Raw genomic sequence first — 22,115 nt, forward strand, 5'->3', positions numbered from 1 at the left:
AGGGCCATCCGGAGGGTGTATACCGGAGGAATATTTGGATACGCCGATAGATTACGACTCATTGACGAGTTTAGGGACGATAATGGGTTCTGGCGGGATGATAGTGATGGACGAAGACACATGCATGGTGGATGTGGCGAGGTTCTTTTTGCAGTTCACGGCGGACGAATCTTGCGGCAAATGCACGCCATGCAGAGAAGGCACATATGAAATGCTTCAAATCTTGGATAAAATCGTCAACGGCGAGGGGACAATGGAAGATATAGACATGCTTGAAAAAATTTCAAGAGTTGTTTCAAAAACCGCCCTTTGCGGACTTGGGCAGACTGCGCCGAACCCTGTTTTATCCACGTTAAGGTATTTCAGAGACGAATACGAAGCGCACGTGAAAGAAAAGAGATGTCCTGCGAAATCGTGCAAAGCGTTGATAGCCTACAGGATAGATCCAGCCAAATGTACGGGATGCACGGCGTGTGCGAGGGCGTGTCCTACCGGAGCGATAACGGGCGAGATAAAGAAGGTTCATACGATAGATCAGGAGAAATGCATAAAGTGCGGAAGTTGCTATGAAGTGTGCAGGTTCGATGCAGTCGAAAAGGTTGATGCCTTTGTTGTGGTAAAATAAATCGGTGATAAGATCATGGAAAACGATACAATAGTGGCAATTGCGACTCCACCCGGAAAATCAGCAATTGGGATCATCCGTGTAAGTGGAACGGATGCTTTTGATATTGTTCAAAAACATGTCAAGAAAATTCTAAAAGAAAGGTATGCCATTCACGCTGATTTTGAAGTTGACGGTAAAATACTCGACGATACGATAGTCATTCCATACAAAGGGCCAAAAACTTACACCGGTGAGGACATGGTTGAGATTTCTTTTCATGGAAACTGGATCATACTTTCCTCTGCCCTTAAAGCACTTGTGGATTCTGGCGCGAGGATGGCAGAAAACGGTGAATTCACAAAAAGGGCTTTTCTTAACGGAAAGATGGATTTGACTCAAGCGGAAGCGGTTGAAGAAATTGTTGATTCCACAAGTCTTTCGGGAGTCGAAAGTGCAAGAAAAGTCATCGATGGCAATCTAAACAAAGAGATATTAAGGATAAGAGAGGAACTTTTGAAAATTTCTTCTGAGATAGAGGTAAGGATAGATTACCCGGAAGAATTTGAAAATGAAGAAAGATATGATTTCGATCTTAACCCAATCATCGAAGATCTCGATCGAATGCTTTCAACTTACAATCCAGCAAGAGTTGCGATAGAAGGTGTAAAAGTTGCGCTTTTTGGTGATGTAAACGTTGGGAAATCTTCCATATTGAATGCCTTAGTGGGTTTTGATCGCGCAATTGTAACTCCGATCCCGGGAACAACGAGAGACATCGTTGAGGCTGAGACTTTCATCAACAATCTAAAAGTCAAGATCATCGATACGGCGGGTATAAGAAACACCGAAGATGAAATTGAGAAAATCGGAATAGAACGTGCAATTGCCGCGATAAAAAATGCCGACATAAAAGTTTACGTCTTAGACGCAACGCATGAAGGCTATGATGACTTAAAGATTAAATCCGATATAAAGGTTTTGAACAAAGTCGATTTAGTAGACAGAAATGTGCGTGGAGCGATTAAAGTTTCGGCAAAGACAGGCTACGGAATCGAAAATCTCAAATCCGAAATCGAGCAAATGACAAAAAGCACAATCGAAAAACTCAATTCATCTCAATCCGTTTTGATCGCTCAGAGACAGTATTCTATCGTAAAAAACTCAATTCAGGAGTTAAAAAAAGCGGTCGAGGCGAAATCTTTCGGTTATCCCATAGATGTAATTGCAGTCAACATAAGAAATGCCATAACGCAATTTGATCTTTTAACCGGTCGCGTTTACGTTGATGATCTGCTCGACAAGATATTTTCGAATTTTTGTGTTGGAAAATGAATGGAGGAATTGTAATGGAAATTAGAACCCGTTTCGCACCAAGTCCGACAGGTTATCTGCATGTGGGAGGAGCAAGGACAGCCCTGTTTTCTTTTCTTTACGCCCGCAAGCACGGAGGTAAGTTCATTTTAAGAATTGAAGATACGGATCTCGAAAGGTCTGAAAGAATTTTTGAAGATCAACTTCTCGATGATCTTAAATGGCTTGGACTCAATTGGGATGAAGGACCTGATACGGATGGTTCGTATGGCCCTTACAGACAAAGCGACAGACTTGAAGTTTATCGCAAGTTTGCAAATAAACTTGTCGAAGAAGGGAAGGCTTACGAAGTTTACGCCGAACCTGACGATATAGGAAAATTAAGAGAAGAGATACTTTCAAAGTCTCAAGCCCCACATTACACAAGAGAGATGTTGGAAAAACTTTCAACAGAAAAAATCGGCGAATACAAAATGTCCGGTAAAAAACCGGCGATATACTTTTCTATGCCAAGAAAAGATTGGATACTCAACGATCTTGTGAAAGGAGACGTTAATTTCACTGAAGATTCAACTGGCGATTTTGCGATAATGAGATCGAGCGGACTTCCAACTTACAACTTTGCCGTTGTTGTAGATGATGCTCTTATGAAAATCACACATGTCATACGCGGAGACGATCACCTTTCAAATACCGTAAAGCAAATGGCCCTTTACGAATCTTTCGGCTTTCCGTTGCCCGCATTTGCGCATCTCTCTACGATTCTTGGTCCCGACAGAACAAGATTGAGCAAAAGACACGGATCGACATCTGTCGGAGAATACAGAAAACGTGGATTTCTTCCAGAAGCGCTTGTAAATTATCTGGCACTTCTCGGATGGTCACATCCGGAACAAAAGGAGATGATGTCCATCGAAGAGATGGAAAAGCTTTTCGATCTTGATAGAGTCTCCAAAAATCCTGCTGTCTACGATGAAAAGAAATTGACATGGATGAACGGGAGATACATAAGAGAGGTATCTGACGAAAGACTTTACGAAACTTCGAAACCCTTTATAGTGCCTAAAATGTTTTCTGAAGAAGAATATGTCTCAAACAAAAAATGGATAATTCATGCTATAAAATCTTTAAAAACAGAACTCGAAGAACTGTCACAGTTATCCGAAAAGATGGAAATCTTCTTCGTGAAGCCGGAAGTCGATCATGATCTGTTCGTAACCGTTGAAAAATCAGGCGTTGTTCAGGCATACAAGGTGCTTATAGACCTTTACGAATCGATAGACGACTGGAACGTGGAAAAGATAACGGAAGCGACGAAGAAAGCGGTCAAAGATTCCAAAATCAAAGCATCCGATTTTTATCATCCTTTAAGAAAAATTCTTACCGGAAAAGAATCAGGGCCAGATCTTGTTGAGTTCATCTTTTTAATTGGAAGAGAAAATACAATAGCAAGGTTAAGGAAATTTTTGGAGGGATAGAATGAAAATATACAACACTTTAAGTGGTCAAAAAGAAGAGTTTGTCCCTCTCAATCCTAATGCAGTCAAAATGTACGTTTGCGGTCCCACAGTTTACAACCTTATTCACGTTGGAAATGCAAGACCCGCGGTAGTTTTTGATGCTTTCAGAAGATACCTCGAATACAGAGGTTATTCGGTAATATACGTTCAAAATTTCACGGATGTCGATGACAAAATAATAAAAGCCGCAAATATCGAAGGGGTCGATCCAAAGGTAATAGGAGACAGATATGTTGCCGAATACTTCAAAGATGCCTGTGAATTAGGTATACAACCGGCCACCTATCATCCAAGAACCACAAACTTTATAGAACAAATTAAAGAATTCGTTCTGGAACTTGAAAAAAAGCATTTCGCCTACCAAAGAAGCTCTGACGTTTACTTCGATGTGAGTGCTTTTCCTTCTTATGGAGCACTTTCACATAGAAATCCTTCGGATATGCGTTCGGGCGCACGTGTTGAAATAAACGAAAATAAAGATGATCCGTTGGATTTTGTACTTTGGAAAGGATCGAAAGCGGGGGAACCAAAATGGGAAAGTCCGTGGGGTGACGGAAGACCAGGATGGCACATAGAATGCTCATCCATGTCAAAAACTTTGCTTGGTGACGCTTTTGACATTCATGCCGGCGGAAACGATCTCATCTTTCCGCACCATGAAGACGAAAGGGCACAGACAGAAGCGCTAACCGGCAAAAAATGGGTAAACTATTGGATGCATAATGGCATGATTTCTGTAAAAGATGAAAAGATGTCAAAATCGATAGGCAATATTTTTACAGTCAGAGAGGCTTTAAAAACTTACGGTAAGAATGCCATAAGGATGTATCTGCTCTCGAAACATTACAGAAGCCCAATAGAATTTTCTTCTGATAGAATGGAAGAGGCAAAAACGGCTTATTCGAGGATAGCAAGGGTGATGGAAGAGATCGAAAAAAAGGTTGGAAAAGACTTTCGGATCACGGAAGACGAATTCGTCAAAGATCAAAAAGCGAAGATGATAGAGGTTTTAGACGATGATTTCAACACGCCTCAGGCTTTATCGATTATCTTCGATCTCGTCAAAGATATCATTTCCACCGGAAATGTGGAAAGAATGAAAAGTGTCAAAGTGCTTGTAGATGAATGGAATTACTTTTTGGGATTCGATTTTGAGCCAGATCGTAAAAATGTCGATGATTTCATAGAACTTGAGTTAAAATTAAGAAATGACGCAAGAATGAGAAAAGATTACGCTCAATCTGATGAGATAAGAAAAAAACTTGAAGAACTTGGAATCGAGATCATGGATCTGCCCGAAGGCACACGTTGGAGATGGAAATAGCCGTCTGCATTATGTGCTGCGCTCAGATCAAAGTTATCTGATCCTTTTCCGGCAGATCGTGTAAAGCACCTAAATCTTTGAGAATTTGAAGGTGATTTTTATTCAAAATTGTCCTGGCCTTCAGATCTGCGACGGAACTGAATGGCCTTATTTTTCTTTCCTCTTCTATCGATGAGGCAACCTTTTCGCCCAGACCTGGCACTTTGTTCAACGGTATTCTTAGCGCGTCTCCTTCTATTTCAAATTTGTTCGAAGAAGATTTGAATATATCTATTCCTATGAATTTAAAACCTCTCAAAAACATTTCTTTCGCGACATCGAGAACGCTTTCTTTTGCCCTTTCTTTTACGTTGTCAGCACCTTCGTTTTGAATTCTTTTGATTTCTCTGTTAACAAAATCAAGGCCTTCGTATGCTATTTTTATGTCAAATTCCTCCCCTTTTATGGTGAAATAAGCGGCATAAAATGCCAGAGGATGATGTATTTTGAAATAGGCTATTCTGAATGCCATGCTGACGTACGCCGCGGCGTGGGCTTTTGGGAAAAGATATCTTATTTTCTGACACGATTCGATGTACCAATCTGGAACATCGTGATCTTTCATGATCTTTATATCCTCATCTTTCAATCCCTTGCCTTTTCTCACCTTTTCCATTATGCCGAAAGCCGATGAGTTATCTATTCCTTTCTTTATCAAATAAAGCATTATATCGTCTCGGCACGCTATAACGGTTTCAAGTGTTGCCTTCTGTGATTTTATGACACTTTGAGCGTTGTTTGACCAAACATCAGTACCATGGGACAAACCCGATATCCTTACAAGGTCTCCGAAAGATTTAGGTCGTGTTTCAACGAGCATCTGCTTGACAAATTGAGTCCCGAATTCCGGTATGCCAACGGTACCGACATCATGATCAAAATCACTTTTTGAAATTTTAAGAGGCTTTATAGAAGAGAAGATTTCCAAAGTTTCCCGATCGTTCATCGGGATCGTCATAGGATCTATTTCGGTGATTTCTTTAAGCATTTTCATGGTTGTTGGATCATCGTGACCAAGTATATCGAGTTTCACAAGCGTATCGTGAATCGATTGATAATCGAAATGAGTTGTCACAACATCGCTACTCGTATCATTTGCCGGTCTTTGAACGGCTGTGAACTGGTGAATGTCAAGATCTTTGGGCACTATCATAAGACCACCAGGATGCTGGCCAGTTGTTCTTTTGACTCCTGTAAGCATGAAGGCGTAATAATCCATTTCGGCTTTGTTCATCTTTTCGCCCGTTTTTTCGACGTATCCTTTTACAAATCCATAAGCCGTCCTCTCCGCTATTGTCGATATCGTGCCAGCCCTGAAAACATGATCGTGGCCAAAAAGTTCTTCTATGAATTTATGGCCAATTGATTGATAATCACCGGAGAAATTAAGATCTATATCAGGCACCTTATCACCTTTAAAACCCATAAAGGTCTCAAATGGTATGTTTTGACCATCGGATATCATCGTCGATCCACATTCGGGACAACGTTTTAATGGCAGATCGTAACCTGATTCTTGCGAATCATCAAATTCAAAATGATGACACTTTGGACAGTAATAATGGGGTGGAAGCGGATTAACTTCGGTTATTCCAAGCATAGTTGCGACAAATGAAGAACCGACAGAACCTCTTGATCCCACCACGTAACCGTCAGACTTTGATTTTTCTACCAATTTTTTTGCAATAAGGTAGAGTACGGCATAACCGTTGTCTATTATGGATTTCAATTCACGTTCTATTCTTTGATAAACCGGTTCCGGAAGAGGATCACCGTATTTCTTTTTGGCATTTGCATATGCCTCTTCTTTTATAAGGTTTTCAGCATTTTCTATCTTTGGAGTGTGAAGTACCTTATCCACTATTTGAATTTTCTCTATTTTGCTTGCTATCATCCTTGTGTTATCCACAACGATTCGTTTGCAAATTTCATCTGCATTTTCCATATCTCCGTAAATTTCATGGGCTGCTTTGATCATTTCATCCGTTGTTCTGAGGTAAAGGGCAGGCTGTTTTTCAAAATCTTTGTAATCTTGAGCACCCATAAGTATAGATCTCACCTTTGCATCTTCGGGGTTCAAGAAATGCACATCTCCCGTCATCACAACGGGTATCGAAAGTGAATCTCCGAGCGCGTAAACTTTTCTGTAAAAGTTTTTAAGCAATTCTTTGCTTATTTCTCTGTCATTTGCTTCATCACTTATGACGTCAAGTGGCATAACTTCCAAAAAATCATAAAATGAAGCAATCTGGATCAGTTCATCTTCACTTGCACCGCCAAAATAATTTTGAGCAAGTTCACCGGAAGTACACGCTGATCCGAGCAGTAAACCTTCTCTGTGTTTTTCAAGCAGCGATTTCGGAACTCTTGGCTTTGATTTAAAAAATTCAATATGAGACTTACTTACAATTTTGTAAAGATTAACAAGACCAACTCGATCTTTTACAAGTATTGTGGCATGGTTCGAACGCAAACTTCCGATGTTAACGTTCTTCGAAAGCGCGTTAAGTTTATCAAAAGTTTGAACTCCTTTACGTTCGGCCATTTCCAGCAATTTGATGAAAACCTGTGCCGTTATAGATGCATCATCAAGCGCCCTGTGATGGTTGAAATCTCCAAGAGAAAGTGCTTTAACGACTTTTTCAAGTCCATAAGATGGAATCGAGATAAGCGCTTTTGACATTTGTAAGGTATCTATGTAAGGTAAATTTACATCGATACCCAAAGATCTTGCCGTTTCTCTCAAAAACCTGTAATCGAAATCGGCGTTATGGGCAACAAGAACAGATCCTTCTATGAATTTCAAAAAATCGGGAAGGACTTCTTTTATAGAAGGAGCATTTTCAACCATTTCATCCGTAATTCCGGTTATATCATGTGATTTTTGCGTTATGGATTTTTGTGGTTTGACGAGAGTCGAAAATTCACCCGCGATCCGCATGTTTTCTATTTTAACGGCGCCTATTTCTATTATTTCATCTTCAACTGCGTTAAGACCGGTTGTCTCGAAATCCACGACGACTATTTTGGATGTCTTAATATTTTCCTTTGATTTGCCGTTTCTGAAAATCTTGCTTGAATCATCGACAAGATATGCTTCCATGCCGTAAATAGGTTTTATCCCATATTTCAAACCCATTTGTTCGAATTGAGGGAATGATTGAACCACACCGTGGTCCGTCACAGCCACGGCATCATGGCCCCATTTTTTCAACAATTCAAAAAGCGATTTGGGATCGACAAGCCCATCCATCGCAGACATGGTTGTATGCAAATGTAATTCAACTCTTTTAATTGAAGCGTTATCTTGACGCATCTCCGGTTCCCATTTATCTATCGATTTGGCCATCAAAACCGTTTCATGTGTGAACTTATCTTCCTGTACTTTACCAGAAACGATGCAATAATCAGGTATACCATCCGAAAATGACGAAGCAAGCGTCCCGAAGGCTTTACATGTGATAGCCGCGGTGCCGTCGAAAATGCCGAAAGAAAGTATTGAATTTTTTCCATTTCTGTAATCAAATGAGAAAGTCTTCCCGGCTATCCAATAACTTCTTCCCACTTCGAGGTTGTTTATTTTTTCCACATTTGTAACTTTTTTTGTGGATTGTTTTTTCACGTTGACTTTATCTTTCGTCTGCGATACGGGAATTTTCATGACATCTTCAAGAGACATTTCTTGTTTTGAAGGAGAGACGGCAATTTCGAGAGACTTCCCCGGGAAAAAGTCTGAAACTATTTTGTCGATCATGTGTTTTGATCCGTTAACGCTTATTCTGTCACGAACATAATCATTCGAAACTTCTATTCTGATCTTTTCTCCGTCAAATTTAACATCATCGAGTACACCGTCAAGAATTCCTATATTTTTTTTAAGTTCAACTGAAAGTGCTTTTACCTTCTCTTGAGGATCAAAAGATTTAAAAGTCACCGATAACCCAAAATATTTATAAAATATGGCGTCTTTCTCAATTGATTCGGGGAATTTATCGACTAAAAACTCTATTTTTGAATCTGTTATATTTATTCCTTCTATTTTGAACGTCTCGGGAGAAATTTCAAATTCTTCAAAGAAAAGATTTTGATTGAATTCCGACATTTTGTAGTTCATCTTATCACCCTCGATTACAAAATCTGATGTGCATGACATATTGCAATGGCAAGTGCGTCCGCTGCATCGTCAGGCTTCGGGATTTTATCCATTTTAAGGATTACCCTTACCATTTCTTGAACCTGTCTTTTAGTTGCCTTTCCGTAGCCGGTAACTGCCATCTTAACTTCCATCGGAGTATATTCGTATATGATCGTTTTTGCTTCTTCAAGTGCCAGTATTATCACACCTCTTGCTTCCCCAACGAAAATGGCAGTCGTGACGTTTCTAAAAAAGTAAAGTTCTTCCACAGCACTTTCAGTCGGCTGATAAATTTTTATAAGTTTTGAGATTTCCTCGTATATTTCCACAAGCCTTTTAGAGAGCGATGCCTGAGGATCGGTTTTTATTATGCCATATTCCAAAATTTTTTCTTCATTTCCATCAACATCGATAAGACCGTAACCGACCATCCCAAATCCCGGATCTATTCCTAAAATTCTTCTCTTTTCTCTCATCGAAGGTATTATACATTTAAGAGTTTAGACTTTCCTCACGATGATGTAAAGAGTTTGAGAATTAAGGAATTAACATTCCCCCAAATGAAAACAGATCTACCAAAAACATCAAAGTTGTTATCAAACAAAGAAGTACACTTGTTGAACTTCAAATGTGAAATATATGGAAAGAATCAGAGACTGCTCCGGCTCTGAGGAGGTGCCCTACGCATTCGTTTTTTCTGTTCACGGTCTCTTTGGTTCAAAAAGCAGGAGGCAATGCTATGAAATTGTTATCAAGCGTTACGTACCTTGTGCCTATGGATGAAGACGACACAATTGAAAGAATGGCTTTTTCCTCTCCCTGATCTAAATTAAAATTTTTGAATTCAATGGACACACCTTTTGTAAAGTAAATTGTGTTAGTCTTAAGGTCAACTTCAAGAATTTCCTTTTTAAACCAATCAGGATACGAAAGTATTTGATCTATTTCATTCACGAGTACCGGATTCATGATGCCGCTTTTGTTGAAATTGAATGATTCTATGCCAAAAAAAATGGTCATTCCCGTGAATTTGTAAAGTTCATCGTTGGGAATAGCCACTAAAAAAATGCCATCTGAAGCAGTCAAAAAGTAACCCTGAGAAGTTGAAGATATAAAAGATGGTTTTCTTTCTACAACGGTCAATTCTGCCGTGCCGTTTCCAATATACTTAAAAGAAAAAGATTTCAAAAAAGGATCGGAAGGAACTGTGAGTTTAGATAATTTAACTCCTCCGATCGGCATCACAAGATTTTTTAAATATTGAGTATTTAAAAATTCATTTCCTGACACATCTATTTTATATATCACGGGATCAAAATAGAGAGAAGGAATGATCTTTATTATGTAAATTAAAAAAACGAAACCCACAACCAAAAGTACGAAATTTGCTCTTACTTTGAATTGTTCGTTCATACATCAAGATTTGTAACCGTCGATGCATGTCTTGATATGAAATCTCTTCTACTTTCCACGTTATTGCCCATCAAAATCTGGAAAATAGAATTGGCATATTCAGCATCCTCAATTTCTATTTTCATCATTTTTCTGTTCTGAGGATTCATAGTCGTTTCCCAGAGTTGTTCTGGATTCATTTCGCCTAATCCTTTGTACCTTTGAATATCGTAATTTTTCGATTCGCTCTTTATTTTATCCAGCATGATTTTAAGTTCTTCATCGGAATAAGCGTAAAGGTGCTTTCCAGAGTAACTCACTCTGTAAAGAGGCGGCATTGCGGCGTATACTTTGCCATTCTCTACAAGTTCTCTCATATACCTGTAAAAAAGCGTCAAAAGCAACGTCCTTATATGTGCACCGTCCACATCGGCATCCGTCATTATGATGATTTTGTCATACCTGAGTTTGGTAATATCAAAGTCATCACCTATATTCGTACCCAGCGCAATTATTATATCGTTAACCTGCTCATTTTTAAGCAACTTCTCCATGCCGGCCTTTTCAACGTTTAAGATCTTTCCTCTTATGGGCAAAATGGCCTGAATGTTTCTGTCCCTGCCCTGCTTTGCCGATCCTCCTGCCGAATCTCCTTCAACGATGAAAAGTTCAGAATTTTCGGTACCCATAAGGGTACAATCGGCAAGTTTCCCCGGAAGAGAGGTATTCTCAAGCGCATTCTTTCTCCTTACCATTTCCCTTGCTTTTTTGGAAGCAATTCTCGCTTCCGCGGCTTGAGAAATTCTATCAAGCACTTTTTTTAGATTTTTCTGATCTATTTCAAGGATTTCTGAAAGTCTATCCTGAATCATGTAATTTAAAGATGTGCCTACCTCTTCGTTACCAAGTTTGGCCTTTGTTTGACCTTCAAACTGCGGTTCCGGAATTTTAACGCTTAAAACAACGACAAGACCTTCTCTTATGTCACTGCTTTTGAAATTTTCGTCGTTTTTTTTCAAGACGCCAATTTTTCTTGCAAAGTCGTTGAAAACTTTGGTAAATGCACTGTGCATTGCGCTCACATGTGTACCGCCTTCGACCGTGTTTATGTTGTTGACGAAGGCTTCCAAAGTTTCGTCGTAATCATCGGTGTAATTAAAAGAAAGTTCAAATGTCGTATCGCCTGATTTATCGGATAAGTAAATGGGTTTATCCATAATTATTTTAGAACCATGTGATAGATAATTGAGATATTCGTTGATACCGCCATCGAAATGCAAAATTTTTCTGTAATTCGGTTCTTCTCTTGAATCCACAAACTCAATGGTCACATTTTTATTCAAAAATGCCAGTTCCATAAGTCTGTTCTCGATTATCTTGGAATCAAAATCAAGGGTATGAAAGATGGTCGCATCAGGCTTGAAGATCGTCTTTGTTCCAGTTTCACTGGCATCTCCAACGACTTCAACCGGAGTTTGAGGAATCCCTTTTTCGTACCTCTGATGGTATATATGACCGTTTCTTTTCACAAAAACATCCAACCATTCGCTCAAAGCGTTAACGACACTCGCACCGACGCCATGAAGGCCTCCGCTTGTTTTGTAAATGGTATTTGAAAATTTTGCGCCTGCATGAAGATCCGTCATGACGACTTCAAGCGCGCTTTTGTGTTCTTCAGGGTGCTCATCTACGGGTATTCCCCGGCCGTTATCTTCTACTGTAACTATAGATCCCGGTGACACTTCAACCTTTATCCAATCACAAAACCCACCCATTACCTCATCGACACTGTTATCAACTATTTCACTCACAAGATGATGAAGGCCTGCGGAACCGGTTGAGCCAACGTACATCCCCGGTCTTTTTCTAACAGCCTCAAGGCCATGAAGCACTTTTATGCTACTCGCGTCGTAATTTTCCTCACTGTTTATCATTTGTTCCACCTCTTAATCTCTTAACGTCTATTTTTTTGAACTCAAGTCCATTTTTTTTCATCATGCTGAGAATATCTGAAGACATAAATCTTAAATCACTTCCAAGCATCGGATCGCTTACCCATATTTCAAGTACTTTGTCTTTACCTTCACAAATATAAGTATGAGCAGAAATTCGATCTCCAACAATCGATTTCCACAACGAGTTCAAAAACACCCTTTTTTGTAGTTCAAGAAAAAAAGGATTAACGCCGCTTAGATCATCCAAAATCTTCGACAATTCACGTTCCATCTGTTATATTATATCATATTCTGGACCTGAATGCGGAGATCATGATGCTTAGATTCAATAGTGAAAGTAACTCGATCCTATGAATTCCCTTATTATCGAAGTTGAAGGAATCACATCAAAATCAATTATAGACAGAAAATAATCAAGGAATCTTATCAATCTTCTTGCCTGACTGTATTCAGGCGTTGAATTATCAACCTGAAGTAACAGAGGCATCGCAAAATTCTTCAAAACGGCGAGTTCGTATGGTAGCGCCGAATTGAACATCACATCTGCCGCTTCTTGATACGGAAAGATATTTTTTTCTTCTCCCATTCTTACGCTCGGCCACATTTGCAAAGTCATAAGCGCACTATGCCCTCTGAAATTATAATCTCTTATCATTCTTCTTATTATTCTCACGTCAGTTGTGGGTATTCTGTTATCTTCATCGAGACTTGTCTGGGTTAACGCACTCACGTATATCTTGTAAACCAGAGCGGGATCGAAATTCTTTGTCATCAATGGATTAAGACCATGTATACCTTCAACGACAAGAATCGTTTTATCACTTGGCTTTATGATATCTCCTTTGTATTCACGCTTTCCAGTTTTAAAATTGAACTTTGGAAGTTCAACGCTTTTACCGTTGAAAATATCGTTCATGTTTCTCGAAAAAAGTTCAAGATCAAGTGCTTCTATCGATTCAAAGTCCGGTTTCCCGTCAGATCCGAGAGGAGTTTTATCTCTTTCAACAAAATAATCATCCAATGAAATAGGATATGGTTCGAAGCCGTTAACTTTCAATTGCAAAGAAAGCCTCTTTGAAAATGTCGTTTTACCTGAAGAAGACGGACCTGCGCAAAGCACAAGTTTCACAGTTCCTTTAGATGTTATATCGTCCGCTATCTTTGATATTTCTTTTTCATGAAGCAATTCGCACATCATTATGAGTTCACGCGATCTGCCTTCCGAGACAATCCTGTTAAGGTCTCCGGCAGTTTCCATTCCAACTATCTTTCCCCATCTTGCCCTGTCTCCATACGCCTTGGCCATCTTAACCTGAGGAATATACGTCGGAAGTTCGTTCGGAGAAGTTATATCGGGATGGACAAGTACAAATCCATGATCTATTTTCACAACGTCAAAAAGATCTATATAAGATGTGGAAGGAACCATATGCCCGTAATAATAATTAAAATTACTTCCAAACCAGTAAACGTTTATTGTGGATTTCGTTCTATATTTAAGAAGTTCTATCTTATCTTTCATGTTGTGTTTCGCAAAAAGTTCAAGTGCATCGAATTTATAGAGTTCTTCTTTCAGAAATGGGACATCCATTTTAACGAGTTCTAACATCTTTTCTTTCAAACTCGCAAGATCCGATTCGGACGGTTCCCATCCTTCAAACTCGCAATAAACGCCTTTACCCAGTGAATATCTCACCCGCATTTTTTTGTTTGGAAAAATTTCTTTCGACGCAACGTAAGCTATAAACATAAGTCCTCTTTGATATATTCTAACGCCATCTTCACTTGTCAAATCGATAAAATCAAGTTCTCCATCTCTTTCCAAAGTCTTGGAAAGTTCCCTTATATCGTTGTTAAATATAGACGCAACGATCCTTGACGGATAAAATTTTTGATGTTCTTTTGCTATCGCTTCGATCAAAATCTTTTTTGGGTATTCAACGATCTGATTTGTCCTTGTCAATTTTATTTTCAACACGTCGTCCATTCTTTGCCCTCCTTTTTCTCATAACCCATAAAAAAGATATAAGTAAAATTCCTATAATTATGTAAAACGCAACGGCAGTGAGTTCATGTATACCACTGTAAGTTACGGCTATAATCGAAAATAAAATACTCACCGCGTACATAAAAAGCACGGCTGTAATCTGTGAAAATCCTATCTCAAGGAGTTGATGATGAATATGCATTTTATCGGGAAGAAAAGGATTATGTCCGCCAAGAATTCTTCTTCCAAAAGCATAAACGGTGTCTAAAATCGGAACACCCAAAGCAAGCAACGGAACTGCCAAAGAAAGCGTCGAAGCCGAAATCGATGCTCCTTTTATGGCTATCAAAGCGAGAGTGAAGCCCAGCAATTGACTTCCGGTGTCTCCCATAAAAGTTTTTGCGGGATGAAAATTGTACCTTAAAAATGCCAACGATGATGCAAAAATGGAAATGGCTACCAGTGTGGCGGCAACGTTAACTCTTGAAGAAGTAACGGCTATTGTGAAAGCCGATATGGCACTTATGCCTGCTGCAAGACCATCAAGACCGTCGGTAAGGTTTATGGCATTGGTAACACCTACCATCCATATAACCGCAAGAATTGGTCCAAAAATTCCAAGAGATATACCGCCACCAAATGGATTGTTAAAGTGGCTCAAATTTGCTCCCACCAATATGACCGCAAGAATAGATGCCACGATTTGGACAAGAAACTTTATTTTAAAAGAAAGACCTTTCACATCATCCACAAAGCCCATTACAGCAATCAACGAAATCGGGATAAGTGCCCATAATTGCCACGTGTCTTTAGTAAAAAACGCGGTGGCAATGATACCAATTAAAACACCGGCAAAAATACCTATCCCGCCAATTCTTGGAGTTGGAATTTTATGAATTTTTCTTTTATCGGGGACATCAACAAAACCGTGCTTTTTTGCAAATCTTATCGCAAAAGGCGTTACCACCATTGTAACTATGAAAGCAATAAGGCCAATCGTTATTCTGTCCAAATCGATCAGCCTTTCAACTTGCGATAAGGTGAGATTTCATTCTCTGAATTCCATTCTCAATTTCTTGTTTTGAAGTTGAAAATGACATTCTCACAAAGCCGGGAGCGTAGAAATCATCTGCAGGTATCATGGCCACGCCAGCCGTTTTTATGAGATCAAGGCAAAATTCTTCCGTGCTTTTCTCTGACATGAATTCTCTCATATCTATCATCACATAAAATGCTCCTTGTGGCTTAAAGAATTTAAAACCTGCTTTTGAAAGCAGATCAACTGTTAAATCTCTTCTTTCCTTGAATTCTTTAGCCATATACGAAGTGTCGACATCAAGCGCTTTAAGTGCTGCCACTTGAGCGATTGAATTTACGTTTGAAGTGGTATGGGACTGAATTTTTGAGATCTCCTTTGCTATAACCTGAGAAGATGCGGAATACCCGATTCTCCATCCGGTCATGGCATAACTTTTTGAAAAGCCATTTATGATTATCGCTCTCTCGGCCATCCCATCAAAGGATGCTATCGAAAGATGCGGAAGATCGTAAGAAAGTTTTTCATATATTTCATCCGCAACAACGTAAAGATCGTGTTTTTTAGCAAAATTCGCTATCATCTCAAGAGTTTTTGGCGGATATATCGCACCTGTTGGGTTATTCGGAGAATTAATCAATATGGCTTTTGTCTTTGGCGAAACAACCTTTTCGAAAGATTTTTCATCAGGAAGATATCCCGTTTCCGGAAAAGTTTTCAAAAGCACAACATTCCCCTTCCACATTTTTATTTGAGGAATGTAACTTACCCACGCAGGAGTTATGACTATCACTTCATCTCCAACTTCCAATATTGCCCCAAATGCGTTGAAAAGTGCCTGCTTACCGCCATTAGAGACGACAATTTGATCTGGCGTGTAATTCAGTCTGTTATCCTTTTGAAGTTTTTTGACAATACCCATTCTCAATTCTTGAATCCCATTTGAGTTAGTGTATTTTGTGAAATTAGAATCTATCGCTGCTTTTGCAGCCATCTTTATTGGTTCGGGAGTTGGGAAATCTGGCTCTCCCGCCGTAAAAAGTACCACATCTTTGCCTGCATTTTTCATCTCTTTCGCAAGGGCATCTATCTTTAAAGTCGTTGATGTTTTCATTGATTCGACAGTTGACGAGAGGGCCATGCTTATCACTTCACAAGCATCTGAAATTCAAGGTTGCCGGAACTATCAGATCTTGCCTGAATGACGATTCCTGAGTCAACGTTGTACTGAAGCGCATTCTCTATAAAACTTCCAACATTACCGTAAATCGTCAAGACGGAGTTGTTCCACATCTGAGAAGAGAAACTTGAGTAATTTCCAAGACTTTGTGCCGGTTTGCCAGATGCGATGTATTTGGCAGACGAATCTGGATCCATGTTCGATAAGACAACTTTATCGGGGTAGAAAATCGTGTACATAAAAGTAGTTCTTGTCCCTTCAACGGTATCATCTCTAAGCACAGTATGCCCTTGCCATGTGAAAGTTGCGGAAGCCGACTTTGAAAGTTCAGGAATATAACTCGAAAGATCTTTTGTAAGATAAGCGGTAGCGACAAAATCGTTGTTTGCAGAGAGCAAACTCATATCGGCAAAAACTTTACCGCTAAAGTGATCTACAAAATCTTTTGTAACGGTATCCTCGATCGATCCGACTTTTATATCTTTAACGTATGGTTTAAGTACATCGTAGAAAGCAGATGGATTCGGAACATCTATTGCAATCCAAAGATTGCCTGTGGCTGGATTTGTGGCAAGAGATGTGGAATTAGGCTTTGAAGATGTTATCTGAGTTTTGAGGTTTGAATCTTTGTAATCAAGATTTTCTTTGCCGTATATTGAAAGCATGCCATTTGAAACTATTCCGTAAGCGTATCCATTTTTTTGAGTTACAACATCTGTTGCTGCCATCATTGGAAGACTTCCATTCCAGTACGCTTCAAACCAAGCATTTTTAGGATAATTCACGCTAAAAGAGAAGCCTTTAGATGAATTTGCATTAAGTGCGTCAATTATCATAGAGGTGGAATTTGATGCTATCGTGTATCCGGAATCTCCGTAAAAATACAGTGTCATTCCATTTATGACGAAACTTTGAAATTTCTTACCATTTACGGTAACACTTCCGATTTGTCCACCTATCAAAGACTGAAAAAACTTCACGAGTGCAGAAGGATCGGCCTTCATGACAACCGCGATATCTTTTTGATTTTCATTTCCAAAGATCACAAAATCATTCAAAGTGGCAGACCATATCTGAGATGATTTGAGATTTAAAGAATTTGCCGTGTTGCTTACAGAAGATTGAACAAGACTTTCAAGTCCGAGATCGTTTAAAAGGAAAGAAAAAACTGGCACATTGCCTTTCAAAGCATCGTAATTTGCACCGTTGTTCTGAAAAAACACGACAAGATTTGCATTCTGAGGAACGTAACTCATCACGCCGGCAAGCACAACAGATGCTATTACCAAGATCATACTTACCATAAGTAATTTTTTTACCATTTTTGTAATCCTCCCTCCGAAATTAAAAAATTTTCCATATTCAAATTCACAAAACATCACTTAAAATTGATAAAATTTACATCAACTTAAACAAAATCTATCAGAGCATCTAAACAACTTCAAAAGCCGAATGCTTATTACCGTCGCGAAGGGCAAGATGCCCTCGAAATGGCCTCCGCAGCGCAGCGAGGACCAGACATTGAGGGGGCGCCTGCCGGAGCAGAGCAAAGATTCGGAATCTAAATTTCACTTAGTATAGTATAGCATAATGTACCATAAAAGTTTGAGAATTAAGCATTTTCATATCGATGAACTTTAACTTGACATCTGTTTGAATCTGGCTTAACAGATCGATACCGTCAATCATAATTGGTTCATAAGTTATGTAAAGATCGTCTACGAGTTTTTCTCTCATAAAAAGCGTGAATATCTCTTGACCACCAATGACGGCGGTTTGTGTGTAACCTAACTTATCTATCATTTCCAATATCTGGCCTGGAGGATTTGAAGTGTATATCAAATCATCTCGCCCAGATTCAAAAGGATTTCTTGTCATAACGATGTTAAGCCTACCTTTAAGAGGAGATTTGAGCGTTTCGAAAGTTTTTCTTCCCAAAATCACAACGCCGATATTTTTTGTGATATGCTTAAACCATTCAAGATCCTCTTTTGAGTTCCAGTCAATTGAAGCATTGTTTGAGCGCGCAATTTTTCCGTTTACACTTAAAACCGCTATAAGATTAACTTTCATCGTTCATCACCTATCATATTTTATACCAAGTCAGATCCAAAAATGGAATTTGACTAAAATTCTTATATATGATATACTCTTATAAAAAGAAAGGAGTTCTGAATATGGATCATGAACATTTCATGCATCACCAGCATTTCAACAATGCGTTAAGAACATCGATGGTTGCTGATGTTTTAAAAACCATGCAACTGGAAATGAATGATGTTGTCTTTGATGTTGGTTCAGGAGATGGATTTTATTCGAGTGAATTTGCGAAAGTGTGTAAAGCAGTTTTTTCGATAGATGAATACGAAAAAAATTTTGAAAGTCAAAACTACGCAAATGAAAAAATAAAAAAGATATCTCAAAGTGTCTGCGAATGGATAAAGAAAAATGATTTTTCTGAAGCGACGCATGTTTTTTTCTCAAATTCTTTTCATGATATGGAATGTCAGGATGAGATATTGAGTGTGCTTTCAAAAAGTCTAAAAAAAGGGTCACATTTTGATTTGGTTGAGTTTAACCTTAAAGCACTTTTTGGTCCTCCAAAAAGCATTAGATTTTCAAAAGAAATGCTCAAGGACAAAGTCGAACCTTATGTTTTCAAGGAAGTGAAATATGTAGAATTTAAGGATCATTATTTCATCTCTTTCGAAAAGATCTAAAATGTATCAAAAAGAAGGATTTGCCGAGTACAAGATTTCTCACGGATATGACTTTGATCTTTTGGAATTCGAAAGTCTTAAACCTTCAGGTGATCCAAAAGTCGATCATGTCAGGGCCATTTTGTACAATTCGGATCATCCGAAGGGTGCGATAGTCTTCATTCATGGAACCGGTCAAAAAAATTTTGAACCTTTGATGTACTATCCTGAGAGATTTTCGCAAGCCGGATATACGACGATCATGCCTGTACTTCCCTACCATTTTGAAAGAACGCCTTTAGGCCAAAAAAGTGGCGTTGCTTTCATAAAGGGAACGGATGTTCAACTTGCCAAACGCTTTGACCAGGCTGTTACAGACGTGATAACGTGTGTAGACTATCTTGAAAATACAGGGTTTAAAAGCATCTACATAATGGGCTTTAGTTTTGGTGGAATGGTTTCGACGATAACGATGGCATTGGACAAAAGAATTGAAAAAGGTGTTTTTGTCGTAACGGGTGGAAATTATGAATATATAACGTGGAAAAGCATCGCAACGAGAGTCTTAAGGGTCTCTTATGAAGAAAACAAATTTTGTAACCCAAAAGAATGTGAAAAAAAGCATAAATTGTTTGAGAAAGCGATCATGAATTTTACATCACTGACAATGCTTAAGGATATGCCACCATGTTTTACCTACGATCCATCTCTTTTTGCAAAGTTCATTTCGCCGAGGAAAACTCTTTTTTTCACCGCGATCTTTGATTTTTTCATACCGCGCAAATCGTCCGATGACCTTTGGAAAAGAATGGGAAAGCCTGAACGTTACGTGATTCCATCGGGTCATTTGAGTGCTCATCTCTTTTTTAAGCGTTTCATTTTGAATAAAAGTTTAGCATTTTTTCAAAACAAGGAGGAAGAAAAATGTTAATAGTTGTACCGGTTATGGGAAATGAAGGAATGAACGTCAACGTATCGGAACATTTCGGACATGCACCGTTTTTTGCTTTCGTTGAAGTGGAAGATGGGAAAATAACATCGGTCGAATTCAACGATAATCCCTTTGAGGGTAATCATTCGCAAGGAAGTGTGCCAAATTTCGTGATTCAAAGCGGGGCAAACGTGCTTATAGCCGGAAGCATGGGACAAAGAGCGTACGAAATCTTTGTACAAAACGGTATCGATGTTTATCCCTATGCAGAGGGTACTCTCAAGGAGGCAGTGGCATCCTATCTTTCTGGGAATCTTAAGTCCAATTACACAGGCGATCGTGCGCACGATCGTGAGGGCGGATGTTCCGGACATAAAGGCGAATGTTCTGGGCACAATGACGAACAATGATGTAAAATTCATACCAAACAAAATTCAAATTCCTAATTATCGCTCCGGCAGGTGCCTACAACAGCAGGTAGCGTGTGGCTCGTAGCACGTAGAAAAGAGATTAGAGTTTAGACATTAGAGATGGTTCGTAACGCGTGACGCGTAATCTGTAATCATACTACTCACTACTCACTCTTCACTTGTCACTGTTCACTGATCGAGGCATCCTGCCCTCCGCTTCGGTAAATAAGCATTCGGCTTTTAAGGTGAATTCAGTGTATCTAAAACGCTTTCAAAAGCACAAAACTCACTTCAAGGCGGAGAGCATCATCTTCTCCGCCGTCGTTATTTCAAAAAAGTTAGCATATTTTGTTTTCTAATTATAAAAATATATGATATAATCATTTTACCCGTCCTACATGTGTAGGACCAAATTGTCCATGGGAGGTAAGTTTATGAGGATTTACGAAACGCTGTTTATCATCGATCCGACTCTTGAAGAAGAGGCAAGAAACAAACTTGTCGATCGGGTTAAAAATCAGATCGAGGAAAAGATGCAGGGAAAGATAAGGCAGATAGACAGATGGGGGGTAAGACAGTTAGCCTTCAAAGTTCAAAAATTCAACGAAGGCGATTACACCGTGATTCTGTTTGACGCCGATCCATCTCAGATTAAATCTCTCGAAGAGATGTACAAGGTTATACCGGAAATTTTCAGACATCTTATTTTAAGAAGAGAAGATCTTGAAAAGCATCCCGTTTCACCAAAACAAGCCGAAGAAGTCGAAGAAGTTGCGGTAGCACAACCTGCTATGAATGTAGAGTCAAATGAGACCGAGATGCCAAAAGAGGTAGAGAATTCGTGAATTACAACAAAGTAATACTTGTTGGAAGGATAACGCAAGATCCACAAATGAGGACAGGCAACACTGGTAACGAAGTTGTGACTTTCAGCATTGCCGTGAACAGAAATTACTCAAAAGAAGATAAGCAAACCGATTTCTTCAGAATAGTTTGTTTCGGCAAAAACGCTGAGTTTGTTGCTTCTTACATAAAAAAAGGAAGACTTCTGCTTGTAGATGGAAGTTTGAGAAACAATTCTTGGACTGACAAAGAAGGTAAACAAAGGGTCACGACCGAGATTGTCGCAAGCAGAGTTCAGCCACTTGATAAAAAGAACGGTGCAGTTGAAGGAACACAGGATGTTCCTTTAGAAGATCAATTGCCATCTCTTGACGAAGGAAATACAGATTCTTCTCAAGATGAAGATAACGATGTGCCATTTTAAAGAAAATGACGGAGGTTGATTTGAATGAGTTATGATAGAGATTCAAATAAAAAAGAAAAAGAAAAAAGTAATTTCAGAAGGAAAACGAGGAAATGTTTTTTCTGCACGAATGAAATAAATTACGTTGATTACAAAGACACGAGAACTTTGAAAAAATTTGTTAGCGATAAAGGAAAAATTCTTCCGAGAAGGATAACAGGAACGTGCGCGAAACACCAAAGGATGATCGCGGAAGCGATCAAGCGCTCAAGAGAAGCCGCGCTCACATCATATACAAAAGATTAAGAGGCCTTCATTAGGCCTCTTTGCGTTACACGAATGG

At 39.1% G+C, this 22,115-nt stretch carries 20 protein-coding genes; 10 read left to right on the forward strand and 10 right to left on the reverse strand.

Going from position 1 to position 22,115, the window contains the following annotated elements; all coding sequences use genetic code 11:
- The 4 genes from ACP5NR_RS07315 to cysS form a co-directional block, all read left to right on the forward strand.
- On the forward strand, window positions 1-625 hold a 625-nt coding region (locus ACP5NR_RS07315), incomplete at its 5' end, for an NADH-ubiquinone oxidoreductase-F iron-sulfur binding region domain-containing protein (protein ID WP_428006200.1).
- 15 nt (window positions 626-640) lie between these two features.
- Window positions 641-1,939: a tRNA uridine-5-carboxymethylaminomethyl(34) synthesis GTPase MnmE gene (mnmE, locus tag ACP5NR_RS07320; RefSeq protein WP_428005378.1), complete on the forward strand. Its 1,299-nt coding sequence runs from the start codon at window positions 641-643 to the stop codon at window positions 1,937-1,939.
- 14 nt (window positions 1,940-1,953) lie between these two features.
- Window positions 1,954-3,396, forward strand: a complete 1,443-nt coding sequence (gene gltX, locus ACP5NR_RS07325; protein ID WP_428005379.1) for a glutamate--tRNA ligase — start codon at window positions 1,954-1,956, stop codon at window positions 3,394-3,396.
- A gap of 1 nt (window position 3,397) precedes the next feature.
- Window positions 3,398-4,762 (forward strand): cysteine--tRNA ligase, encoded by a 1,365-nt coding sequence (cysS, locus tag ACP5NR_RS07330; protein ID WP_428005380.1) that lies wholly within the window; start codon window positions 3,398-3,400, stop codon window positions 4,760-4,762.
- Window positions 4,763-4,784: 22 nt separating this feature from the next.
- On the opposite strand, the gene ACP5NR_RS07335 is transcribed toward cysS, so the two are convergent.
- The 10 genes from ACP5NR_RS07335 to ACP5NR_RS07380 all read right to left on the reverse strand — a co-directional run bounded on the left by ACP5NR_RS07335 (window position 4,785) and on the right by ACP5NR_RS07380 (window position 18,559).
- Window positions 4,785-8,915, reverse strand: a complete 4,131-nt coding sequence (locus tag ACP5NR_RS07335; RefSeq protein ID WP_428005381.1) for a PolC-type DNA polymerase III — start codon at window positions 8,913-8,915, stop codon at window positions 4,785-4,787.
- 14 nt (window positions 8,916-8,929) lie between these two features.
- Window positions 8,930-9,412, reverse strand: coding sequence for a crossover junction endodeoxyribonuclease RuvC (gene ruvC / locus ACP5NR_RS07340; protein ID WP_428005382.1), 483 nt, complete (start codon window positions 9,410-9,412; stop codon window positions 8,930-8,932).
- A 241-nt stretch (window positions 9,413-9,653) separates the two neighbouring features.
- Window positions 9,654-10,349, reverse strand: coding sequence for a cell division protein FtsQ/DivIB (locus ACP5NR_RS07345; RefSeq protein WP_428005383.1), 696 nt, complete (start codon window positions 10,347-10,349; stop codon window positions 9,654-9,656).
- Window positions 10,346-12,262 carry a DNA topoisomerase (ATP-hydrolyzing) subunit B gene (gene gyrB / locus ACP5NR_RS07350; protein ID WP_428005384.1) on the reverse strand — a complete coding sequence of 639 codons (1,917 nt, stop codon included), beginning with the start codon at window positions 12,260-12,262 and terminating at the stop codon, window positions 10,346-10,348. The genes ACP5NR_RS07345 and gyrB overlap by 4 nt, the downstream gene beginning before the upstream one ends.
- Window positions 12,249-12,542: a DciA family protein gene (locus tag ACP5NR_RS07355; RefSeq protein ID WP_428006201.1), complete on the reverse strand. Its 294-nt coding sequence runs from the start codon at window positions 12,540-12,542 to the stop codon at window positions 12,249-12,251. Before ACP5NR_RS07355 ends, gyrB begins: the two co-directional genes overlap by 14 nt.
- A 66-nt stretch (window positions 12,543-12,608) precedes the next feature.
- Window positions 12,609-14,270, reverse strand: coding sequence for a nucleoside kinase (locus ACP5NR_RS07360; protein ID WP_428005386.1), 1,662 nt, complete (start codon window positions 14,268-14,270; stop codon window positions 12,609-12,611).
- Window positions 14,221-15,282 (reverse strand): glycosyltransferase family 4 protein, encoded by a 1,062-nt coding sequence (locus ACP5NR_RS07365; RefSeq protein ID WP_428005387.1) that lies wholly within the window; start codon window positions 15,280-15,282, stop codon window positions 14,221-14,223. Before ACP5NR_RS07365 ends, ACP5NR_RS07360 begins: the two co-directional genes overlap by 50 nt.
- 13 nt (window positions 15,283-15,295) lie before the next feature.
- Window positions 15,296-16,447, reverse strand: coding sequence for an aspartate aminotransferase (gene aspC, locus ACP5NR_RS07370; protein ID WP_428005390.1), 1,152 nt, complete (start codon window positions 16,445-16,447; stop codon window positions 15,296-15,298).
- A gap of 5 nt (window positions 16,448-16,452) precedes the next feature.
- The gene (locus tag ACP5NR_RS07375; RefSeq protein ID WP_428005388.1) at window positions 16,453-17,808 is read right to left on the reverse strand and encodes a hypothetical protein; all 1,356 of its coding nucleotides are present in this window, start codon (window positions 17,806-17,808) and stop codon (window positions 16,453-16,455) included.
- A 250-nt stretch (window positions 17,809-18,058) separates the two neighbouring features.
- Complete coding sequence (locus ACP5NR_RS07380; RefSeq protein WP_428005389.1) at window positions 18,059-18,559, reverse strand: dihydrofolate reductase family protein; 501 nt, start codon at window positions 18,557-18,559, stop codon at window positions 18,059-18,061.
- A gap of 104 nt (window positions 18,560-18,663) precedes the next feature.
- On the opposite strand from ACP5NR_RS07380, the gene ACP5NR_RS07385 reads away from it, so the two are divergent.
- The 6 genes from ACP5NR_RS07385 (at window position 18,664) to rpsR (ending at window position 22,078) form a co-directional block, all read left to right on the forward strand.
- Entirely contained in the window at window positions 18,664-19,206 is a 543-nt protein-coding gene (locus ACP5NR_RS07385; RefSeq protein ID WP_428006202.1) for a methyltransferase domain-containing protein, read from the forward strand.
- A 1-nt stretch (window position 19,207) separates the two neighbouring features.
- Window positions 19,208-20,116, forward strand: coding sequence for an alpha/beta hydrolase family protein (locus ACP5NR_RS07390; RefSeq protein ID WP_428006203.1), 909 nt, complete (start codon window positions 19,208-19,210; stop codon window positions 20,114-20,116).
- On the forward strand, window positions 20,110-20,526 hold the full coding sequence (locus ACP5NR_RS07395; RefSeq protein ID WP_428006204.1) for a NifB/NifX family molybdenum-iron cluster-binding protein: 417 nt from the start codon (window positions 20,110-20,112) through the stop codon (window positions 20,524-20,526). Before ACP5NR_RS07390 ends, ACP5NR_RS07395 begins: the two co-directional genes overlap by 7 nt.
- Window positions 20,527-20,960: 434 nt before the next feature.
- Window positions 20,961-21,371, forward strand: a complete 411-nt coding sequence (gene rpsF / locus ACP5NR_RS07400; protein WP_428005551.1) for a 30S ribosomal protein S6 — start codon at window positions 20,961-20,963, stop codon at window positions 21,369-21,371.
- Window positions 21,368-21,793 carry a single-stranded DNA-binding protein gene (locus ACP5NR_RS07405; RefSeq protein ID WP_428005552.1) on the forward strand — a complete coding sequence of 142 codons (426 nt, stop codon included), beginning with the start codon at window positions 21,368-21,370 and terminating at the stop codon, window positions 21,791-21,793. The genes rpsF and ACP5NR_RS07405 overlap by 4 nt, the downstream gene beginning before the upstream one ends.
- Window positions 21,794-21,817: 24 nt before the next feature.
- A complete protein-coding gene (rpsR, locus tag ACP5NR_RS07410; RefSeq protein ID WP_428005553.1) occupies window positions 21,818-22,078 on the forward strand; it encodes a 30S ribosomal protein S18 in 261 nt (86 codons plus the stop codon).
- Window positions 22,079-22,115: the final 37 nt, after the last annotated feature.

Origin of the sequence: Athalassotoga sp., from assembly GCF_049965695.1 — a bacterium.
In the GTDB taxonomy this organism is placed as follows: Bacteria; Thermotogota; Thermotogae; order Mesoaciditogales; family Mesoaciditogaceae; genus Athalassotoga.